Annotated in this window: 18 protein-coding genes; 7 read left to right on the top strand and 11 right to left on the bottom strand. The window is 49.2% G+C overall.

The window, feature by feature from the left end; genetic code table 11:
• The first annotated feature begins 6 nt into the window (after window positions 1-6).
• Both TW77_RS01760 and TW77_RS01755 read left to right on the top strand, forming a co-directional pair.
• Window positions 7-1,917, top strand: a complete 1,911-nt coding sequence (locus TW77_RS01760) for a hypothetical protein (protein ID WP_046003237.1) — start codon at window positions 7-9, stop codon at window positions 1,915-1,917.
• 79 nt (window positions 1,918-1,996) lie between these two features.
• The gene (locus tag TW77_RS01755; RefSeq protein WP_046003236.1) at window positions 1,997-2,473 is read left to right on the top strand and encodes a GreA/GreB family elongation factor; all 477 of its coding nucleotides are present in this window, start codon (window positions 1,997-1,999) and stop codon (window positions 2,471-2,473) included.
• Here TW77_RS01755 and TW77_RS01750 read toward each other — a convergent pair whose 3' ends face one another.
• On the bottom strand, window positions 2,474-3,469 hold the full coding sequence (locus tag TW77_RS01750) for a GlxA family transcriptional regulator (RefSeq protein ID WP_046003235.1): 996 nt from the start codon (window positions 3,467-3,469) through the stop codon (window positions 2,474-2,476).
• 117 nt (window positions 3,470-3,586) lie between these two features.
• Here TW77_RS01750 and TW77_RS01745 point away from each other — a divergent pair, with 117 nt between their 5' ends.
• Window positions 3,587-5,488: a beta-ketoacyl synthase gene (locus TW77_RS01745; protein ID WP_046003234.1), complete on the top strand. Its 1,902-nt coding sequence runs from the start codon at window positions 3,587-3,589 to the stop codon at window positions 5,486-5,488.
• Window positions 5,489-5,536: 48 nt separating this feature from the next.
• On the opposite strand, the gene fghA is transcribed toward TW77_RS01745, so the two are convergent.
• On the bottom strand, window positions 5,537-6,379 hold the full coding sequence (gene fghA / locus TW77_RS01740) for an S-formylglutathione hydrolase (RefSeq protein ID WP_046003233.1): 843 nt from the start codon (window positions 6,377-6,379) through the stop codon (window positions 5,537-5,539).
• A 9-nt stretch (window positions 6,380-6,388) separates the two neighbouring features.
• Window positions 6,389-7,513: an S-(hydroxymethyl)glutathione dehydrogenase/class III alcohol dehydrogenase gene (locus TW77_RS01735; RefSeq protein ID WP_275041922.1), complete on the bottom strand. Its 1,125-nt coding sequence runs from the start codon at window positions 7,511-7,513 to the stop codon at window positions 6,389-6,391.
• Between the two features lie 94 nt (window positions 7,514-7,607).
• Between TW77_RS01735 and TW77_RS01730 the strand changes: the two genes are divergently transcribed.
• Entirely contained in the window at window positions 7,608-8,474 is an 867-nt protein-coding gene (locus TW77_RS01730; RefSeq protein ID WP_046003231.1) for a LysR family transcriptional regulator, read from the top strand.
• On the opposite strand, the gene TW77_RS01725 is transcribed toward TW77_RS01730, so the two are convergent.
• Window positions 8,471-10,132: a SulP family inorganic anion transporter gene (locus TW77_RS01725; RefSeq protein ID WP_046003230.1), complete on the bottom strand. Its 1,662-nt coding sequence runs from the start codon at window positions 10,130-10,132 to the stop codon at window positions 8,471-8,473. The two genes, TW77_RS01730 and TW77_RS01725, sit on opposite strands and share 4 nt — an antisense overlap.
• Window positions 10,133-10,299: 167 nt before the next feature.
• Between TW77_RS01725 and TW77_RS01720 the strand changes: the two genes are divergently transcribed.
• Genes TW77_RS01720 through TW77_RS01710 form a run of 3 tightly spaced genes read left to right on the top strand, consistent with a single transcriptional unit; the run spans window position 10,300 to window position 13,433 of the window.
• A complete protein-coding gene (locus TW77_RS01720) occupies window positions 10,300-11,511 on the top strand; it encodes a lipoprotein-releasing ABC transporter permease subunit (RefSeq protein ID WP_046003229.1) in 1,212 nt (403 codons plus the stop codon).
• On the top strand, window positions 11,504-12,202 hold the full coding sequence (lolD, locus tag TW77_RS01715; protein ID WP_046003228.1) for a lipoprotein-releasing ABC transporter ATP-binding protein LolD: 699 nt from the start codon (window positions 11,504-11,506) through the stop codon (window positions 12,200-12,202). The genes TW77_RS01720 and lolD overlap by 8 nt, the downstream gene beginning before the upstream one ends.
• Before the next feature lie 4 nt (window positions 12,203-12,206).
• Entirely contained in the window at window positions 12,207-13,433 is a 1,227-nt protein-coding gene (locus tag TW77_RS01710; RefSeq protein WP_046003227.1) for a lipoprotein-releasing ABC transporter permease subunit, read from the top strand.
• A 63-nt stretch (window positions 13,434-13,496) separates the two neighbouring features.
• On the opposite strand, the gene TW77_RS01705 is transcribed toward TW77_RS01710, so the two are convergent.
• From TW77_RS01705 to TW77_RS01675, 7 genes are read right to left on the bottom strand one after another with little or no spacing between them, the layout of a single operon-like run.
• The gene (locus TW77_RS01705; RefSeq protein ID WP_046003226.1) at window positions 13,497-15,116 is read right to left on the bottom strand and encodes a bifunctional diguanylate cyclase/phosphodiesterase; all 1,620 of its coding nucleotides are present in this window, start codon (window positions 15,114-15,116) and stop codon (window positions 13,497-13,499) included.
• 5 nt (window positions 15,117-15,121) lie between these two features.
• Window positions 15,122-16,186 (bottom strand): protein-glutamate methylesterase/protein-glutamine glutaminase, encoded by a 1,065-nt coding sequence (locus TW77_RS01700; protein ID WP_046003225.1) that lies wholly within the window; start codon window positions 16,184-16,186, stop codon window positions 15,122-15,124.
• Complete coding sequence (locus TW77_RS01695) at window positions 16,183-16,986, bottom strand: CheR family methyltransferase (protein ID WP_046003224.1); 804 nt, start codon at window positions 16,984-16,986, stop codon at window positions 16,183-16,185. Before TW77_RS01695 ends, TW77_RS01700 begins: the two co-directional genes overlap by 4 nt.
• A 6-nt stretch (window positions 16,987-16,992) precedes the next feature.
• On the bottom strand, window positions 16,993-17,538 hold the full coding sequence (locus TW77_RS01690) for a chemotaxis protein CheW (protein ID WP_046003223.1): 546 nt from the start codon (window positions 17,536-17,538) through the stop codon (window positions 16,993-16,995).
• Window position 17,539: 1 nt separating this feature from the next.
• Window positions 17,540-18,109, bottom strand: a complete 570-nt coding sequence (locus TW77_RS01685; protein WP_046003222.1) for a chemotaxis protein CheW — start codon at window positions 18,107-18,109, stop codon at window positions 17,540-17,542.
• Between the two features lie 6 nt (window positions 18,110-18,115).
• The gene (locus TW77_RS01680; RefSeq protein WP_205623840.1) at window positions 18,116-20,098 is read right to left on the bottom strand and encodes a methyl-accepting chemotaxis protein; all 1,983 of its coding nucleotides are present in this window, start codon (window positions 20,096-20,098) and stop codon (window positions 18,116-18,118) included.
• Window positions 20,099-20,120: 22 nt separating this feature from the next.
• Window positions 20,121-22,211, bottom strand: coding sequence for a chemotaxis protein CheA (locus TW77_RS01675; RefSeq protein ID WP_046003221.1), 2,091 nt, complete (start codon window positions 22,209-22,211; stop codon window positions 20,121-20,123).

Genomic DNA, 22,211 nt, shown 5'->3' with positions numbered 1-22,211 from the left:
TAAAAGGTGCAAAATATCAATAAAATCTTACCTTTGTTGTTGGCTGGCATTTTAACAGCATGCGGTGGAAGTAGTGACCCGGCCCCGACCGTGAGCGATACTGAAGCTGGGCTTGGCCACGATGTCACGCAAGTTCCCTCAGCGGCAGTGACTTTCTATTTGCCCGAGTTTGCTGATGCATCGGGTACATTGACGGTTACCGAAGTAAGCTCAAGGGAAACACAAGAGTTTACTGTCAGCGATCTAAATCAACAGACGGTCACTCTGGACGCAGGTCGCTTATATCAATTTGAATTTAGTCCAGGCGCTGGGCGAGTGCTTTGTCCCAGGAAGTTAGGGTGCGGTCGTGCGCTGCGTGACGATCCTAATGATCTCAATGGTAATGATGAAATCGACTTTGCAGAGCCAGTCTCAGCAGATGTGTCCTATTCTCTTGCGGCAAAACCGGTAGCTGGTCAGAATCAGTTATATTTTTCTTCTTATGCAACATTACTGAGTGAGTCGACTTTAGACAGCACGGTCTTGTCTTTGACCAATACGCCGATTTATCACTTGAGCCACAGTCGTTTAAATAAGTCTTTACAGGCGGAGTATGCAGCCAAGGCCTTTACCTATGCTGATATCATGAGGCAGCTCAATATCCAGGGCAACGAAGGTGACGTTATTCCACCCTTGAGTGATGCATTTGGCCTTGCTTATACGAGCAATGACTACACGCTTTGGCAAACCTACATCAATGAAGTTAATCAGTATTTTATGGAAGAGCTGTTAGACGAAAAAGGCAGTAAGTTGTTTGCTGGTGTTGTCGATCAGGTATTGCTCATTACCAATGAAGCGATGCAGCTACAGGATATTGAAACGTTAAAAGACTCTGAAACCGTGTTCAATAATAACTTGCTCAACCATTTTCGGGATTCTCTGGGTGTAGTTCGCCTACAGGAAGAAAAATATAGCGAAGAGCTGGATGTTAAGTTGAGCGAGATAGAAAGACTGGTTTCAAACGAGGTGGCTCAAGAGTCATTTTTGGCCCTCTCTGAGGCTGTGTATGACGTTATAAACAATGTCTCTCCAGCCCGTAACTCCGAGCCCGGAAACTACCAGGTTGGTGATCTAGACATAGTGTATACCACAGATTCATCTTTTGGCTGGCGAGTAACAGGCACAAATAGAGAATTTGAGGTAAGTATGGACGTTACTGCGCCCGAATGGCGCAAAAGCCCAGCTCTGGGTGACCGTATTTTGGCGAGCGGTGTGGTATCTGTTCGTAAAGGTAATGTGTCTTTAGAGGCTGATTTGAGTGATATCTTTTTATTGTTTGATGGCTCGATTGATGCAGACAACCTGCAAATGGCGACAGGTACTTCTCGTTTTGCCGGGAAGGTCAGCTTACAAACGGCGGCCTCGACCACCAAAGCGGATATGAGGCTGCGTTTAAACCGGGTGTTATCTCCTCGCAATACGGTTGAAAGTATCATTGCCAATTTACGTTTGCGTGGTGACTTTGAAACCGTAAATCAGGTAACACCGGTTACAGTATATGCCGCTGAGCAATCGCCTTTCGAGTTTGACACAATGCTGGACTTAGTATTCGGGTTGCATGTTGACTTTGACCTCAAGGGGGCGCCAGATTTTCAACTGCAATTGGCAGCGGACCCGGCAAATTTCACAAATTTAAACTCAGCTGAGATCTCCTACCTGCTTGGTGGCAAGGTGATGCAGTTGGATGTTCGTCGCTCGGGTGATAACAATAGCATTGTTGCGCAAGGCAAAGACGGCTACTGGCTGGATGTAAAACAAAAAGGACGTAACTTCACCGGTGGATACTATTATGGTGATCAGCTGATTGGTGACGTGAAAACAGTACGTGGGATCCCTGGAGTACTGTTTCCGGACGGAAGCTTTGAATCTCTGTTCTGAATGTATGCTTGCTGTTAGAATCACTGACTTCTAGTAAAAGGGCCCCGCGGGCCCTTTTGACGTTTGACAGGGGCCAGGTTTGAACAAACAGCACGTTATTGAACATTTAAGATTTGCTTTGGAGCGTAAACTTCATGAGGCACAAGAGGCTGCGGATAGTGCCCGCGCAGATGCGATACACGAGCAAAGCGCAGCAGAAACTCAGTACGACTCGCTGAGCATTGAGTCCGGTTACCTAGCCGAAGGACAGAGTGAGCGGGTCGACCAGGCACACCATGCAATCCTGGCATTTGAGCAGATTTATTCGGTCAGTCGGCCTGCTGCTGTTCAGGTAGGTGCTTTGGTTGAGTTGGCTGACGAGCAAGACGATCGCCATTGGTTTTTCATGGGTCCGTGTGAGGGGGGTCTGAAAGTGACATTGGATAACAAAGACGTCAGAGTCATTACCCAGGCTGCCCCCATCGGGCAGGCATTGCGCGACCGTCGTATTGGTGAAGAGGTCGAATTTCATTTTAATGGCACGACTCAGTGGTTAGAGGTACTGAACTTGTTGTGATCAGGAGAACAGTTTTTTCCTGACTACCTGTCTGTACTGACTCGGAGTCTGATTCATTGTACTTTTGAATACTCTGCTCAGCTGTCCCTGGGAGTTGAACCCACAAGCGAGCGCTATTTCCTGAATACTGAGGTTGGTTGAGGCCAACAGCTCGGTAACCTGGCGGACCCGGACAGTTTGTAAATAGTTTGCGGCAGTCTGGCCGGTAGCAGCCTTAAAACGGCGGTTAAAGGTGCGGTAACTCATGCCAAACTGCTTAGCGACATCAGGAAAGGTGATTTCATCAGCGCAATTGTTGCGTAGCCAAAATTGGATAGAGGCTATCTGTTCATCACTGTGCCGGTCGACAGCACCTTCAAGATATCTTTGTTCTTCATAGGGTTTACGCACTTCGTGAGAAAAATTTTGTTGTACATGATTGGCGGCTTCCTGGCCATAAAACTGGGCGATGAAATGCACAATCACATCAGCCAGTGCGTTCAGGCTTGCTACCGTATATAAGCGATCTGACTGAGTAATAAAGTAGTCCGGGCGCAATGCAACCAGCGGATAGCTGCGTTTGAACTGCTCTGCGTAATGCCAGTGGGTTGTTGCTGAGTGGCCATCCAGGATCCCGGATTGCGCTAAAAAGCAGACACCTGTTCCAACTCCTATGAGGGTAGCACCTTCTCGCCGAGCATCCGCCAGATTTGCAACCAAAGAAGCATTTTTTCTCAGCACCGGGCGCGGGTTACGCCAGATACTTGGGATGATGATGTAGTCGAAGTCGCTTAGCGCGCTGAAGCTGGCATGTGCAGAAAATGGCACGCCCATTGACGAATGAACAGTCTCTCCCGACTCACTGAGCCAGGCAATTTCAAGGGGTATAAACTCATGACCAAGGTGACGTCTTGCAAAGGCTTCGCCAGCACGCAGCATTTCTACGGGTAATGTCACGCTGGTGATCAGCATTTGCTCATAAAGTGTAAAGGCAATACGGTGCGTGTAAGTGCTCATCTCATCCGACCTCTTTTTGGTGGCGTATTTTGCTCGTTGTGTGGCGAAAAATGTAAAGTATCATAATTATCTTCGTTCTAGAATCGTATCATTAGTTTTTGTTGATAAGAGATTGATATGACAGCATTACCAATTATCGTAGGTATGGGCGGCGTGAATGCAGCCGGCAGAACCTCGTTCCACCAAGGCTACCGTCGCATTGTATTAGACAGCCTGGATGATGCTGCAAGACAGGAAACCTTTCTCGGTCTGGCAACCTTGATGAATTTGGTTTCATTACAGGGCTCAGACCTGGTCACTGCGCAGGGAGAAGTCATTCAGCCTGAGCAAATTGAGGCACGTTTTGGTCAGCAGATCATCGCAGGCACCTTGATCCGTAAAATTGAAAAAACACATTTTGACGTTGATGCAACGCATTGGCAGCAAAAGTTGACTATGCAGGCTAATGACGGCAAAGGTTTAACATTCACCTGCCGCAAGCGCGACTTGCCAACACCGGTTCCGTCAAGCTGGCAGATTGAAATGCTGGATGAGAAAACAGCTCAGGTGGTGATCCCTGAGCAACTCGAAGTGAAGGTCGATAGTTACAGAGACAATCCAATTAAAGCAGCAGGTCAGTTGCCAACAGGGTTCGACCCTTCAGTTATGTACAATAGTCGTTATCAGCCACGAGGTTTGCAGGCAACAATCTTTGCAGCGACTGATGCGGTTCGCTCAACCGGCCTTGACTGGCAAACTGTAATGAACAATGTTGAGCCGGATCAAATCGGCACCTATTCGGCTTCTGTCATTGGTCAGGTTAATGGTGAAGGCTTGGGAGGCCTTTTCCGCAGCCGTATGAAAGGTGAACGGGTTAGTACCAAGCAACTGGCTTTGGGCCTCAATACCATGTCAACGGACTTCATCAATGCCTATGTAACTGGCAGCGTGGGGACGACTTTCTCGACTTCGGGTGCTTGTGCGACCTTTTTGTACAATTTGCGTGCAGCAGTCAATGATATTCAGGCGGGCCGAACCCGGGTTGCCGTGGTGGCCAGCGCCGAATGTGCGCTAACCCCTGAAATTGTAGAGGGCTTTGGCAATATGGGTGCGTTGGCTAATGAAGAAGGCCTGCGTAAACTGGACAACACTGAAGAGGTTGACTATCGTCGCACCAGCCGTCCATTTGGCGAAAACTGTGGTTTTACAATCGGTGAGGGCGCTCAGGTTGCCATCCTGATGGATGATAAATTAGCGCTGGAGCTGGGCGCCGATATTATGGGTGCAGTTGCGGATGTGTACGTCAATGCTGATGGGGTTAAAAAATCTATTACCGCGCCTGGCCCGGGGAATTATATTACCATGGCTAAGTCTGTGGCACTCGCCGAACAAATTGCAGGCACAGAAGCTTTACAGCAGCGCAGCTTTATTTTGGCACATGGTTCAAGTACGCCACAAAACCGCGTGACAGAGTCGTTTATCTACCATCGCATTGCAGAGACCTTTGCGATCGAGGGGTGGAAAGTGGCTGCACCTAAAGCGTTTGTTGGCCATACGATTGGCCCGGCGTCCGGTGATCAGTTAGCAATGGCGCTGGGTATTTTTAGCCATCAGATCATGCCGGGCGTGACGACCATAGATGCGGTTGCTGAGGATGTTTATGATCAACACCTGGACATTCGTACGCATCATTATCACTGTGGACAAATGGATATTGCTTTTATTAACTCCAAAGGGTTTGGTGGCAACAATGCAACCGCAACCGTGGTGTCACCAGCGATGACTTTGAAGATGTTATCCAAACGCTACGATAAAGCCGACTTTGCTAGGCACAGCGATAAGCTGGCAGAAACTAAGCAACAGCAAGCGCGCTACCAGCAGGCAGCTGACTTGGGTCAATACGAGCTTATCTACCGCTTTGGTGATGGCATGATTGATGAGGCGCAATTGCAGTTGAGCAAAGAATCATTGAGCATCCCTGGCTTCGACAAGGCCGTCAAGCTGACCGTCAATAACCTTTATGGCGATCTGGCTGATTAGAATACTATGTTAAGCAAGCAAAAGGCGCGTTAGCGCCTTTTTTTGTGGTTACTTTATATGTTGCGCGTGGAAATCCAGATGCGCGTCGATAAACGAGGAAATGAAGAAGTAACTATGGTCATATCCAGGGTGCATAGTCAGTATAAGCGGATAGTCCACAGCCTTAGCTGCCTGAACTAAGGTCTCTGGCATGAGCTGCTCGACTAGGAACTGATCGGCTTCGCCCTGATCAACCCGAATGGGCACCCTAAGACCTTCCTGACTTTGTCTCAGCAGATGGCAAGCGTCGTAAGCATGCCAGAGGGTTTGATCTTCTCCAAGATAGCCCGTAAAGGCCTTTTTACCCCAGGGGCAATCAATAGGGTTAGCAATGGGGCTGAACGCAGAGATACTGTGATAACGGGTTGGGTTTTTCAGCCCTACCACCAGCGCACCATGACCCCCCATCGAATGCCCGGCAATGGCACGCTTTTCGGATACCGGAAAATGCTGCTCGATTAAGGCTGGCAGCTCTTCGCTGACATAGCTGTACATCTGATAATGTTTATCATATGGCGGCTGCGTGGCATTGACATAGAAGCCTGCACCCAGCCCAAAGTCATAGCTTTTGTCCGGATCATCGGCCACATCTTCACCGCGCGGCGACGTATCCGGTGCCACAATGGCGATGCCCAATTCATTAGCCCGTTTAAACGCGCCCGCCTTTTGCATAAAGTTCTCATCATTACAGGTCAATCCCGACAGCCAGTACAGCACAGGTACTGGCTGGTCGCTATTGGCCTGCTCAGGCAAGAAGATAGCAAAGGTCATGTCACAGTGAGTATGCTGACTTCGATGACGGTAACGTCGATGCCAGCCCCCGGCAACTTTATTTTCGCTCACTAATTCCATAGGGCTTCCTCAGAAATGGATCACTGAACGAATGCTCTTGCCCTGATGCATCAGCTCAAACGCTTCGTTGATATCATCCAGCGACATAGTGTGGGTAATGAAATCATCCAGCTTAAACTCACCCGCCAGATAGCGCTCGACGATTTCTGGCAGTTCAGAGCGACCTTTCACTCCGCCAAATGCAGTGCCACGCCAGACGCGTCCTGTTACCAGTTGGAAAGGACGGGTAGAAATTTCCTGACCAGCGCCGGCAACCCCGATGATCACGGACTCGCCCCAGCCTTTGTGACAACATTCCAGGGCACTGCGCATCACATTGACGTTACCAATACATTCAAATGAAAAGTCAACGCCACCGTCAGTCATCTCGACAATCACCTCCTGAATGGGTTTGTCGTAGTCATTTGGGTTGATGACATCGGTTGCGCCAAGCTTTTGTGCCAATGGGTATTTGTCTGTGTTGATATCTACGCCGATGATCCGGCTGGCACCCGCCATAACCGCACCGATCACCGCCGACAAGCCAATACCGCCTAAACCGAAGATAGCAACGGTATCACCGGGTTGCACCTTGGCAGTATTCATTACCGCGCCCATGCCGGTGGTAACACCACAACCCAGCAGGCAGATCTCTTCAAGCGGCGCCTCTTTGTTGACTTTCGCCAGAGAAATTTCAGGCAGTACGGTATACTCAGAGAAAGTTGAGGTGCCCATGTAGTGGTAAATTGGCTCACCGTCTTTATAAAAACGGGTAGTGCCGTCCGGCATCACCCCTTTGCCCTGAGTGGTACGGATCTTCTGGCATAAGTTTGTTTTGCCAGAAGTACAAAATTTACACTCACCACATTCAGGTGTATAAAGTGGGATCACATGATCACCGACGGCAACACTGGTGACACCTTCGCCCACCGCTTCAACAATACCGCCGCCTTCGTGACCTAAAATGGCCGGGAAAACGCCTTCTGGATCATCGCCCGACAAGGTAAATGCGTCTGTGTGACACACGCCGGTGGCAACAATTTTGACCAGTACTTCGCCTGCTTTAGGCATCATTACATCCACTTCTTCAATACTGAGTGGTTGTCCCGGTCCCCAGGCAATTGCCGCCCGTGATTTAATAAATTCAGCCATTATTACTCCAGTTTTGTAGTGTGAAAACAAAAGTATAACTTGCTGTGAGAGTTTGATAATCTTAAAAAATAAGAAAGACTTTTACGTATTTGTAATAATGGACAGATGGTCAGGTTTAGATGAATTTGTCGCGGTAGCGACATGTGGCTCTTTTACCGGTGCTGCGCAACAGTTAGATACGTCGGTGGCGCAGGTTAGCCGCCGGGTTAAAACCTTAGAATCGGAGCTAGGCTATCAGCTACTGACCCGGACCACCCGCAATCTGGCACTCACACCCGAAGGCCAGATATTCCTGGGTCATGCCCGATTACTGCAACATGCCTACGAGGACGCCACCGCAGCATTGCGACAAAGAGACAGTGAACCTACGGGTAAAATCAGGCTGACGGCACCTGTGATGTACGGCGAGCAATATATTATGCCGCTGGTACATCAGTTTATGTGTCGTTTTCCCTCCGTTACTGTTGAAATGGAACTGACTAACGCGCAGCTGGATCTTGTGGAGCAGGGGGTTGATCTGGCTATCCGCATTGGCCAGCTCAAAGACTCGTCGCTGCACGCAAAGCGCCTGTCTCAGCGGCGTACTCTGGTTTGTGTGTCACCTGAGTACCTACAGCAACAGGGTCCTATCACTTCCATCAGAGATCTGGCCAGGCAAAATTGTCTGCTCGGTAATGCGCAATATTGGCGTTTTATGGACCACGGTGTTGAGCGACATGTCAAGGTGACGGGTACGCTGCGCTGTAACAGCGGCTGGGCGCTGCTTGATGCGGCAAAACAGGGACTGGGGGTGGTGCAGTTGCCACACTATTACGTGCAAGATGCCATTGAGTGCAAAGAGTTGGTGACCGTGCTGGATGATTTCACACCCAAAGAGGAAGGGATCTGGGCGGTTTACCCACCCAGAAAATACCTGTCGACCGCCATCCGTGCGCTGATAGACTTTTTGGCGCAGTCGCTTTAAGCCTGAATGCTATTTTCCTCCATGGCTTCCAGCGCTCTGGTCAATGCCTGCTCGCGGCTTTTACAGAATGCATGGTCTCCCAGCTTGCTGCGAATATCAAACTTTTGTAGTTGTTCACTGGTGTCTTTGTTTGGTGAATAAATAAACACCTGACAGTTGGCATCCAGTGCGTCGCTGATGGCATTTTCAATGGCCAGGCTGACGGTCACATCGAGCATGGCCACATCGCTTAGATCCAGTACCATACTTTTATACTCACCGATATGGCGGTGCTGGCGGGTTATAGCCTTTGAAACACTGAAGATCATCGGGCCCGACAGGTAAAAGAACAAAAGCTGACCTTTTGCCTGTTCCAGCAGGGCGCGCTCGTGTTTTGACAAGGGCACGTCCTCATCTGCATCACTGATGGCCTTTACATGTTGTTCCTGCACCTGGCTCAGACGCTCGATTACCATAATATTGGAAATAAATACACCCAGGCCTACTGCAACCATGAGATCAACAAACACGGTCAGTAACATTACACCATACATGATGGCCATCTGGCTGATGCTGAGCTTGTGCGCACGCTGAATAAAACTCCAGTCGAGGATATTGATCCCGACATAAACAGCGATACCAGCAAGCACTGCCATGGGAATGGGCTCTGTCAGGCTCCCAGCCACAAAGACCACAGCCATCAGGATCAGTGCACGGAAAATCCCTGCAAGCGGAGAGCGCGCGCCGACCTGGATATTTACCACTGTGCCCATGGTGGCTCCGGCACCCGGCAGGGCACCAAAGAAACCGGCGATCATATTGGCCACCCCCTGACCGCGCAACTCTTTGTCGGAGTCATGTTCGGTGCGGGTCAAACTGTCTCCGATAACCGCGGTAAGCAAGGTATCGATACAGCCCAATGTACCCAGTACCAGCGCGTCGATAACCATTTCAGTAAACAGTTCGGGTGTAAAAGTCGGCCAGACTATTTCGGGCAAGCCGCTTGGGATCTCACCAATACGACGAATGCTATCGGTATCGAAAAGTACAATAGAGATCAGGGTTACCACCACCAGAGCAACCAGCTGAGCGGGCACGTACTGGCGATACTTCTTAGGCATATAGAACAACACACCCAGGGTCAGAATACCTAAAAAGAGTTCGGAGAAATGGAGATTAAGAAATAATTCAGGGAAAGCGGATAAGGTACCGGGAACGCCGCCTGGCGGCGCTTGGTGGCCAAGCAAAGGTGCCAGCTGCAGGATGATCAGTATGACGCCAATGCCCGACATAAACCCGGAAACCACACTATAGGGCATCAGGGTGACATATTTACCGAGTTTGAGGGTGCCGAGTAATACCTGGAATGCCCCGGCCATCATCACCACAGTAAACGCCATTGCCGGTCCGGCTTCGGGGTATTTTGACACCATAGTGGTCAACACTGCTGTCATAATGACCGTCATCGGGCCAGTTGGCTCGGAGATCAGGGAAGTTGAACCGCCAAACAGGGCAGCGAAGAGGCCAACGAGAATTGCGCCCCACATGCCGGCTTCAGCTCCGGCGCCGGATGCCACGCCAAAGGCGAGGGCGAGTGGTAGGGAAATGATTGCAGTGGTCACACCACCGAACAAATCTCCCTTTAAATTCATATGTTTAAATCTTGATAACGAAAACATTGAAGGTCCATACCGCGAGATTTGCCGCATTCTACACTAAAACCTAAGGTAATTTAGGGCCGCATTAAAAAAATTTTACACTTTTTTTTGGGGTCAAAGGTATGACCCGGCTTTCGGGATTGTGCTAGTATCGTGCACTGAACTTATGTGTAGAAAAATAAACTATTATGTTTCAGCCTGTTAGCCTTTATATAGGGCTCAGATACAGCCGTGCTACGAAAGGCAATGGGTTTGTGTCTTTTATTTCGTTTTTTTCCATCGCCGGGATAGCGCTCGGATTAATGGCACTCATTACGGTTAGCTCTGTGATGAATGGGTTTGAACAGAGCCTCAAAAATGCCATGCTCGATTTGATCCCCCATGTGCAGTTACACAAGTCGTCGGACGACAAAGCGGGTGATGCATCCACGCTGTTAAAGCAGCTGAGCGGCTTGCCTGAAGTTAAACGTGTGACCCCTTATGTGACCAGCGACGTGATCCTGCAAACTAATAAGGATCTGGTGGGCGTGCGTCTGCAAGGCGCCTTCTCTGGCTATCCTTCAGCACTGGAGGCTCATATCGAAGCTGGCAGCATAACGCAGTTTAGTGAGCAGAAATATCAACTGGCCCTGAGTCGTTACCTGGCTAATCAGCTGGATGTGCGACTGGGACAAAAGGTTCGGGTGATCATGCCGGACATCAGCAGTTACACGCCGATGGGGCGGGTGCCTAAGCAGCGCCTGTTTACCGTTGCGTTAATCTACAACACCCACAGCGAAGCCGATGTCAACCTGGCATTTGCCGATGGTAAAAGCCTGCAACGCCTGTTAAAACGCAACCCCGGCGACTTTGATATCAGCATTACGCTTGAAGATGCTTTTGCGGTGAATGCATTCAAAACCACCCATGCGCCGCTGTTATCGGGCCTGACGTATTCAGACTGGCATGTGCAGCAGGGCGCGTTATTTGCTGCGGTGGCAATGGAAAAGCGCATTATGTCTTTGCTGCTGGGGCTGATTGTGATTGTGGCCGTGTTTAACATTGTTTCGGCGTTGTCGATGATGGTCAGCGAGAAGCAAGGTGAGGTGGCTATTTTGCAAACTCTTGGGCTCGCTCCGGGTGCCATTGCACGCGTTTTTATGGTTCAGGGCTTGTACAACGGCGTAGTGGGTACGTTTATCGGCACAGTATGTGGTTACCTGCTGGCGAGTAATATCAACCAGGTGCTGGCGTTGAGTGGGCTATCTCTGCTCGGTGGGGCAGAGCTGCCAGTCAGATTTGACTGGCTGAGTTTGAGTCTGATTGTTGTAACCAGTCTGGTGTTGAGTTTTCTGGCAACATTGTATCCGGCGTTTATGGCCGCAAAAGTGCTACCTGCTGAGGTGTTAAGGTATGAGTGATTTAGTAATTGAATGTCAGGGTCTGAATAAGGCTTATGATGAAGCTGGCCAGCAGGTTGAAGTGCTAAAAGGAGTAAACCTGTCACTTGCTCAGGGAGACATGTTGGCAATTGTGGGGAGCTCTGGCTCGGGTAAAAGTACCTTGCTCCATATTCTTGGTACGCTGGATACCGCAAGTAGTGGTTCGGTGCGCATTAAAGGCACCGATGTGGCCAGCTTGTCGCGTCGCAAACAAGCCGACTTTCGTAATCAAAATCTGGGCTTTATCTATCAGTTTCATCACCTGCTGATGGATTTTACGGCGCTTGAAAATGTCGCAATGCCGCTGTTGATATCGGGTCAGTCACCCAAAGCGGCGCATGCACAGGCTGAGGAAATGCTGGGCAAAGTTGGTCTGGCCCATCGCGGTGGCCATCGTCCGTCAGAGTTGTCAGGGGGAGAGCGCCAGCGAGTGGCGATAGCACGCGCACTGGTTACGCGCCCGTCACTGGTTTTGGCCGATGAACCAACTGGTAACCTGGATAAGCAAAATGCCTTGAGAATTTATGCGCTGCTTAAGGAGCTGAATCGGGATTTAAAAACCAGTTTTGTGGTGGTGACACACGACTTAGAATTAGCTGCAAAACTGGGCCGAGCCGTTGCATTGGACGACGGTGTGTTGGTCGAGCAAGCGCTACATAGCGAGGCTTAATGCAATGCTGAGTGTGTTTATCAGTAACCGGTTACGCGCATCCAAGCATCAGGCGGGGTTGATCGGGTTTTTGAGTAAGTCGTCAACGCTGGGCGTGATGCTGGGGGTTGCGGTATTGATCGTGGCTTTGTCTGTGATAAACGGGTTTGAACAGCAGCTGAAAACCCGTTTATTGTCTGTGGTCCCGCATGTTGCTTATCAGGCGCCTTATGATCCTATTTCCAGCTGGCCCGACAAAGTATCGCTGCTAGAGGCGCAACCTGGCATAGTGGCGGCGGCACCTGAAATATCGGTGACAGCCATGGTTCAGTTCCGCGGTGAGCTCAAGGCGGCGCAGGTAAAAGGCGTTGATTTCCTCACCCATCACAAAGTGTCGGATGTGGGGCAGTTCATAAACGGAGCTGCATTGGCCTCTTTGTCTGACGATGATATCGTGCTGGGCCGTCATATTGCGGCTGAGCTGGGGTTAGAGCGTGGTGATAAACTCACTCTGTTGGTGGCAAACCCGCAGGCTGACTCTCCACTGGCGGCGCCTAAACGATTGAACTTTGTATTGGCGGGCGTTATCGATATGGGCGGGCCAATCGACCGTACTTTGGCTTTGGTCTCGGTGAACAGGTTACAGCAGGCGATGGGGCTTGCACAAGATCAGGTAACCGGACTGCGCGCCAAAGTTGATGATGTGTTTGCTGCGCATCAGATAGCGATGTCTGCAGGCAGGGCGTTGCCTGATCTGGTTTATGTTAACAGCTGGTTTCGTACTCAGGGCAGCCTTTACCAGGACATTCAGATGGTCAGAACCATAGTCTACCTGGTGGTGTTTCTGATAATCGCAGTCGCCAGCTTTAACATAGTGTCTTCCATGGTAATGGAAGTGAAAGAAAAACAGGCCGATATCGCGATTTTAAAAACCATGGGTGCAAAAGACAGTACCATTTTTACTACTTTTGCGATCCAGGGAGTGAGTTATGCGCTTATTGGTGCCCTGGTAGGCTTGTTTATTGGCATTTTGCTGGCGCTGAATATCTCTGATTTGTTTCGCGCCTGGGTTGAGATGGATGGGGACAATCCGCTTCAGGGAGTGTACTTTATTGAGTTTTTACCCAGTCAGCTGATGTGGTTTGATGTCGTGGCTGTATTGTCTATCACTCTGGTGATTGCCGTATTGTCCTGCCTGTATCCAGCCTGGCAGGCTGTTAAAGTCGACCCTGCCAGAGTTCTGGGTGGTTAGGACTGAAAACGCATACGATAACGTATAAATAATTTGTACGTTGTGTATGCGTTATCGTATTCGTTACTCTTCAAAGTGCAGGTAGCTTGACTTATCGGCGACAACATAGTCTACAAAGTCTTTAATACTTAATGGTTTACTGTAGTAATAGCCCTGCACATATTCAACGCCTTTGGCCTTGGCGTAAATCATTTGATCTAAGTGTTCAATGCCCTCAGCAACCAGAGGCTTATCGAGGTTTTTGGCCAGTGACACAATAGAATTAAATAAAGACTGCATTTTACCGTCGCTGACAACATGAGTCACAAAGGCCCGGTCGATTTTTATCTCGTCGAAATGCAGTTTACATAAATAACTCAGGCTGGAGTAGCCAGTGCCAAAGTCATCTATGGATATCATCAGCCCCTGACTTTGTAGTTTCTGTAAAATCTCATTGATGTAATTAAAGTTGTCAATCAGGGCCGACTCAGTCAGCTCTAGTTTTATCTTAGCGGGATTGAGTGCCAGTCTGTCCAGAGCTTGCAGCAGTCGGGTGGTAAAGTTTACATCGAGAATTTCTACAACGCTGATATTGATGGCAAAACGAAACAAGCTGGCTTCAATTTGCTCTTCTGCCAGCAGTCCCTTCAATACATTGATCTGACTCAGGGTAAAGTGCGTGAGTTTATTGATTTCCCCGGTGCTTTCTATAATGGGAATAAATTCGCTAGGCGGAACAGGCTGGCCATCAAGCTGCCAGCGCATCAGACACTCTGCGCCTATCAGCCGCTCGGTCTTGGTGTCATGAATTGGCTGAAAGACGACCTCAAAGCTGTCTGTCAGGTTGCCCTGATAAAGGGCACTACGCAAACCAGTCTCGATTTTGTTTTGCCGCTCAATTTGCTTTGCCAGTGTCTCTTTGAACTCGACCAGACGATTATGATCAGAGAGCGAATCAAAGGTGGCCATTTCCGCTTTATTGAGGCTCAGTTCATGGTCGTCATCGGGCTGCTCCTTGTAATAGCCAAGTGAGACATTACTGTAGAAACTGTTGCCGTTAAAATTAAAGGGCTCGTTCAGCTGTTTGTATAATGTTTCTATGTTGATGGGCACAAAGTGCGGGATAAACACGCAGTAACAATCGGAAGAATGCTTTGAAAAAATACCCTTATCGAACTCGCCCTGAAATCGTGCCAGGATCTCCATAAACACCAAATTGGCAACGCCAATATTCCACACCTCAGAAATACGCTGAAAATTACAAATACGGACGCAGCAAATGGTGCCCTGATGTGGTTGCTCTTTAATTTTGCTGATAAAGGCATCCCGATAGAGTAATCCGGTATGGGGGTCTCGGATTGCCAATTGTTTATTCAGGCGTCTGATAGAGATTAGCTCTTCTATGGGCTCCAGCCGGACATAATGAAGGTCTTCCTGTCTGAAACTATACAACTTCACCCAGGTTACGCTGCTGTTATCAATGCTAACGCCAAGCTCTATCTGGTCAAAAATAGGGTCGAACAAGATTTCAGAAATACTGAGTTCTTTAAAATCTTCGTCAATAAACACTAATTTTTGTGACAGAACATCGCGGGGTTTTAAGTCCAGCATACGTTCAGCCGCTTCAGAGAGGGTGATGATCTGGCCCTGCTCATCATAGCTGAGATAGGCAATGTCCAGAAGTTGAGTCAGTTGGTTTTTCATACAGATCACCCAAGCGCTTTTTGGATCTGGTAAGGGAGGTTACTTAGCGCGTAGATTTTGTCGGCGGCCCCCCTTGCGATGGCTTCTTTAGGCATGCCAAATACCACACAGCTGGCTTCACTTTCTGCAAAAGTAACCGCACCTTTTTGCTTCATTTCCAGCAAACCACTGGCTCCGTCGTTTCCCATGCCGGTTAAGATCACGCCAATGGCGTGGTTTCCAACCGACTGAGCCACAGAGCGGAACAGCACATCGACCGAAGGTTTATGACGGCTCACAAGTGGTCCATCGCGTATTTCTAAATAGTAGTCCGAGCCTTGACGTTTTACCAACATATGTTGACCACCCGGCGCGATATAAACATGGCCTGGGCGGATCCGTGCGGCGGTTTGTCCTTCCGTGACGGTATGTGGTGTGATGTCATTGAGACGTTGTGCAAACGCCGCCGTAAACTTGCCTGGCATATGTTGCACAATGACAATGGGAGGAGAATGAACTGGCAGTAGCTGGAGCAGCCGAGCGATTGCCTCTGTACCACCGGTAGAGGCACCTACGGCTATGACTTTCCCCGCGCTCTCTGGAGGTTGCGCTGTCTTGTGTGCAGGCAGTACCTCTTCCGCTGTATGCAATTCCCGGAACGTGCCTTCATCCAGATACTTTAGCTGACGAACTTTGGCTTTGGTGGCAGCTTTGATGGCGTCAATGATCTGCGACACCGAGTCGCTGTGCAGAAACTCTCCCAGCCCCTGAGTGGGTTTGGCAATAACATCGACCGCCCCACAGGCCAATGCCTCGATGGCAGTGGTCGTTTTTTCCTGAGCCAGCGCTGAGCAGATTATCACTGGCGTAGGACGTTCCTGCATGATTTTTTTCAGGAAGGTTAAGCCATCCATTTTTGGCATCTCGACGTCTAACAAGATAACATCTGGCCAGTTGAGTTTCATTTTGCGCTCAGCAATGATGGGATCCGGTGCTGTACCACTGACATTTAGGGTGCGCTCATGGGCGATGACCTCACTCATGATCTGGCGCATCAGGGCAGAGTCATCGATGATAAAGACGCTGGTCATAAGGCTACCTTCTTATAGATGCATGGGCTCAGGGTTTGCAGGCATGCGGGTTTATCGCGCATGGCTTCCGAGTGCCCAAGAAAGAGTAAACCGCCATGGTTTAAACGCTTGATGATATTATTCAGGATGGCTTGTTGTTTTGGTTTGTCAAAGTAGATAAGTACATTACGCAAAAAGATAACATCAAACGAGAAATCTACTGTGGTCAGGTTCAATAAGTTGTCTTCCTGAAAACTGCACTGTTTTTTCAGCGTTGGGATGAGCGTAAAATTATCAGCGTTTTTACCAGTCCCTTTCATGCAGTAGCGGATCCGATAACGTTTAGGAATTTTCCCCACGGTGGAAATCGCATAGCGGGCATCTTTGGCCATCAACACCGACATTTCCGAAATATCCGTGCCGATAACGTGCCAGGGGCGATTATAAAACAGATCGTCGAGGATCATCGCGAGTGAGTAGGCTTCTTCACCGCTGGAGCAGGCTGCACTCCAGGCGCGGATAGGTGAATGCCTGGGGCGATTGTGTTGATAATAATGGTAAAGAAACTCAAACTGGGCCTGCTCGCGAAAAAAATAGGTCTCATGTGTGGTCAGCTTATCGATGAAAATCTGCAGCTCATCCTGGCCCTCCGGAGTCAGTAATAATCGGTAATATTTGCTGAAAGAAGGACTACGACTGGCGCGCAGCCGGCTGGCAAGGCGACTGGCCACAATATCGGCTTTGTTTTTACCGAGACTTATTCCGGTATGCTGTTCAAACAGCCGATTGAGTTGTTGAAATTCCAGCGCTGAAATCGCCATAGTGACCTAGCGCTGGCAAAACCGGGTAAAAAACTCGGCCTGAGAGGACTTCAGTTGAGTATTGATTTCGCTGATATTGAGTACGCTTTTCATATCCAGCAAAATAGTGAGCTGATTATTGATCTTAGCCATTTTCCAGACGAAATGACGAGGGATATTGGCACCAAATGAGGGCGAATCTTCCAGCTGAGTGCAGTTAATGAATTGGATGGACATCACGCTGCTGACCAGCATGCCGAGCGTCATGGTTTCATCCAGGCTGGGGTCATAGAAGTCATATAATACGATGCAGCTGTATTTATTGTAGGGCTGAGGGTTTTTGAGCATCAGGCGGTATTGCAGGTCAAGTACGGGGATCACGCTGCCACGGACGTTGATCACGCCTCTGATCACCTGATTGCACATAGGCACCATAGTGGTGTCAGTCAGCTCAATCACTTCTTTGACCGAGTCTATGGGTATGCCAAAGGTGTCATTTCCGATAGACACCAACAGAGAGTGGAGCTCTTCGCTATCGGTATTATTGTTTATTCTTATAGACTCTGAACTCATGTTAGGTCTCCTCGAACTGGGTATTGGAGTCAGCGTCGAGAGGCAGCTCAAAAGATAGCTGTTTGTGTTGCTGCTGTAAGTCGTCAAACAACTGCACATCATTCAGGGTGAGTATTTTGGTGATATCCAGTATGGTCATCAGGTTGTCCTTCAGTTTGGCCAGCCCGTATACAAAGCGACTATGAAACTGACCGGCAATACTGGGCACCTGGTCAACCTCGTGAGCTGGGATATCCAATACTTTAGTGACCATGTCGACTTTTAAACCGACGGTAATATTTTGTGCTTTGTAGTCGCATTCAGCCACAATAATGCAGGTGCGATTAGTGATGGCCTGGGCTGGTTTGTTGAGCCTGACGGATAAGTCAAAAACCGGGATAACCAGTCCTCTGAGGTTGATGGCACCAATAATAAACTCGGGCGCCATGGGTATTTTGTCCACTTCAATGTATTCCATTATCTCCCTGACAATGGCAATACTGATTGAATAGGGGGCGCCGTTGAGCTCAAACGCCAGATACTTATCGTGGTCGTAAGGCGTGGTAGCCGGGCTGTGAATTAAGTCATTCATAGCGCATTACTCATCAAACGGGGTATAACCGTCTTCCCGGTTATGACTGTTGTCGTGGACTATATGAGAAGAACGTCCTTTGCTGCTGCCCCGACCATTATTACTTAACTTAAAGTAGCTCACGGTAGAGCGAATATCTCCGGTCTGGTCCTGAACCATCTTAGCGGTTGACGCGAGCTCTTCCGAAGCGGAGGCATTTTGCTGGGCGATTTCATCAAGCTGGGCAACGGTGCGGTTGATTTCAGCAACACTGGTGCTTTGCTCTGTTGAGGCGGCGGTGATCTCCTGTACCAGATCAGCGGTTTTGCCAATGTTAGGCACCATTCTGTCGAGCATAGCGCCGGCATGTTGAGCTATTTTAACACTGTTGTCGGCCAGTGTACTGATGTCCTGTGCGGCAACCTGAGAGCGTTCTGCCAGTTTTCTCACTTCATCTGCTACCACGGCAAAGCCTTTACCATGTTCACCGGCTCTGGCGGCCTCAATGGCAGCATTCAGCGCCAGCAGATTGGTTTTGTAAGCGATGTCTTCAATAATACCAATTTTTTCGGCAATCTGCGTCATGGCCTGAACCGTGTCTTTTACCGCCTGGCCGCCATCGTTTGCTTCACTGCTGGACTGCTTGGCAATGTCATTGGTCATTTTCGAGTTCTCCGTATTCATCGAGATAGAAGAGCTCATTTGCTCCAGTGACGCAGAGGTTTCCTCCACACTGGCTGCAAGCTGGTTCGAGGTGGAACTGAGCATACGAGAGGTCGTACTGACTTCGTTGGTGCTGTGGGCGATGGACTCAACGGACTCCTGGATATCCAGCAGAATGTTTTGCAATCGCTCAATAAAGCCGTTAAAACTCTGGGCCGTTTGGCCAATCTCGTCATTGCCAAAATCCGGGATACGCCGGGTCAGGTCACCTTCACCTGAGCGTAAATCTTCCGCGGCGTCCGCCAGTGCATTAATAGGGAGCACTATGCCGCGGATCAAAAAGGCGGCGGTGGCGATAGCCAGCACAATGGCGACTATCAGCAAGCCCCAGACTAGCTGAATGCTGTCACGAGCGGCAGACATCAGGTCGTTGAGAGAAGTTGTACTTTCTGCAATGGCTTCATTGGAAATTTTTTCCAGTAATTCCTCTATTTTACTAAAAATGTCATGCTCCAGTCGGTCAACATCTTTAGATGCCTGGATTTTTTGTCTGGGGTCGTACATAGCGAAAATCTCTTTACCGCCGTTATAGAGTCCCAGATACATGCGCTCGATATCACCAATGGCTTTAATTTCATCAGGCTTTCTTTCGAGCGGTTTGAGTTCAGCCAGAAAGTTAGAAAAGGTCCGGGCGTCTTTTTCAAACGCGGCTGTGGCACCGACTCGACCTCGCATATAGGCATTGAGTGAGCTCATCATGTCGCCTTGCTCGTCGATCAGTTCCAGATAGTAGCGTACGCCAGGTAAGTCATCGTTAACCACTTCGGCAAAATCACCACTGCTACCGGCATCGGCCACTTCGGCCTCTTTTTGTGAGTCGAGCAGGCTTTCCAGTGGCTCTGCGAATTCGCGGTTGAGGTATTCATATTTTTCGACTGCTTTTTCTTCCTGAAGGGGGTCAAAGCGGTCAAAGATCAGTTCCTGACTTTCGCTCGCATACCGGCGAATAAGATCTTCAAGTTGACGAATGTAGCTGGTATCAACAGAGTTGAGCCGTTTAAGGTCTTCCAGATAGTTAGTAAACTCACTGTAATTAGACAAAAAGTCCGCTTTTTCATCGGCTTCACCGGCAATGTACTCCAGTACATTGCTGTTCATATCGCCAAGCTCATCGAGCATATTCAGCGCATAGATGGCTTCGGGAATATCGTATTGCCCTACATTCGTGGCAAATCCTTCTATACGGCCATTTTTCATTTGCACAGACACGGCAATCACCAGTAGCAATAGTCCCATGGTAAACATGGCCAGAATGATTTTGTTTTTGATGGTCAGATTTTTAAACATTTTTATGCTCCGATTTATCTGACTAATGCTTGAGTTCTAAGGACTCGTACATAGTAATTGCGGTGCGGATCAGGGCAGAGACATCGAGAATGATAGCCACTTTGCCACTGCCGAGTATGGTTGCGCCGCTGATACATTTGAGGCCTTCGAACAGCCTCCCCAGAGGTTTTACTACGGTCTGAAACTCTCCTTGCAACGAGTCTACGACCAGGCCAGCTCTGAGCGTGCCAAACTGGACGATGACCAGTGATTCCTTCGTGTGTTCTATTTGCTGCTCGATCCCAAACAGGGTGCGCAGACGAATAAAGGGCAGGACCTCAGTTCTGAGGTTGATGTAGTTTTTATCCTGAATATCAGACTCCGACACCACCTCGTGCAGCTCCAGGCATTCCACTACGGTATCAAGTGGGATCACATAGTCCTCGGCACCAACGGTAAACATAAACCCGTCTATGATGGATAAGGTAAGCGGTAAGCGAATGATAATTTTAGAGCCTAATCCTTTGGTACTGTCGACTTCTACACTACCACGCAGGCTTTCGACATTGCGTTTTACCACGTCCATGCCCACACCACGACCGGAAATACTGGTCACGGCAGCGGCGGTAGAAAATCCCGGTTCAAAAATCAGCAGATTGATTTCTTTATCCTGTAACGAGTGGTCTGGATTGACCAGGCCATTTTCTATGGCTCGGGCCAGGATCTTGCTTTGATCCAGTCCCCGACCGTCATCCTGAATTTCGATGACGATTGAGCCAGAATCATGGTAGGCCCTGAGTGTTAGCTGGCCACATGCCGGTTTACCCGCAGCAAGTCGCTGCTCGGGTGGTTCAATGCCATGATCAATGGCATTGCGAATGATGTGCATCAGTGGGTCGCTGACTTTTTCGACAAAGGTTTTGTCCAGCTCGGTATCGGCGCCGACAATATTGAGCTCCACCTCTTTGCCCAGCTCATCTGCCACATCGCGAACAACCCGTTTGAACTTATTGAAGGTTTCACCAATCTGGACCATGCGCAGTTTTAACGAGCTGTCACGAATGTTTTCAACCAGTCGCTCCAGCAGGGCCATAGCTTCAATCAGTGTTTCGTTACCCGTTTCGTGTGCCAGCAGGTTGGTACGGGCACCTGTGATCACCATTTCCCCAACCTGATCGATCAATCGGTCGAGTTTCATGGCTTCAACTCGTAGGGTTTTACTGGTGTGGAGCTTATTTTTTTTCTTACCTTTTGTCTGAGCTGGTGGTTCGGCTTCATCTGGCATAGACGTAGGTTTCAAGGGTTGAGCCGGCAGGCGTGATTGTGTCAGTTGTGCCAGGGTGGCATGAAACTGGGCTGGTTCTGGAAAGTGTTTTGCGCAATCGGTAATGGCGTCGTAGTGACACTGATCTGGCGGTAAAATCTCAACCACCGCATCATTTTTTATAAATTCGAACACCTCTTCTATCACGTCCTTGTTCTGGCTGGTATGAAACAGCATCAAAAATGCCAGGTAACAGGATTCAGGGTCGTAGGGGGTATCGGCATTGAGCGCAGTACAATTGGTGGCAATTTCGAGAGACTCCACCTCGTTATTCAAAAAGTGAATAAAAGGGTACGGATCCAGGCCGTTGCGCAGCACATTTTCGTTAGGAACAAAACACATAAACCAGGTTCCATCTTGCGGCTGTGCTTCGCTATCAGCCTCTGTGTTTTGCGGCGCCTCGGCACTGTCGGTAAATGCACTGAATTGCTCGGTCAGCTTTGCAAGCTGGGTAAGCTGTTGCGCACTGGGCTCATTTTCCGATGCGGCGAGCAGGATCAATTCATCACATAAATCACCGGTTTCCAGATACAAAGAGAGCAGGGGCTTGCTCATTTCTCTGTTACCACCTCGGACGTCATCGAGTACCGTCTCGGCAATGTGTGTCAGGCTCACGACATAGTCAAAGCCGAATAGCCCGGCACTGCCTTTTATGGTGTGAATGGCGCGGAAGATGGCATTGATGGTCTCTTCCTGATCCCTACCTGCTTCACTACTTTCAAGATCAAGCAAGCTGTTTTCCATCTCTGCCAGCAGCTCTTTTGATTCATTGACAAAGGTAGTAATGGCAGCGCTCAAATCAACAGACAT

Origin of the sequence: Pseudoalteromonas rubra, from assembly GCF_000967655.1 — a bacterium.
GTDB lineage: Bacteria > Pseudomonadota > Gammaproteobacteria > Enterobacterales > Alteromonadaceae > Pseudoalteromonas > Pseudoalteromonas rubra_A.
The sequence above is the reverse complement of the archived record's forward strand: the minus strand, read 5'-3'. Positions and strand labels throughout refer to the sequence as shown.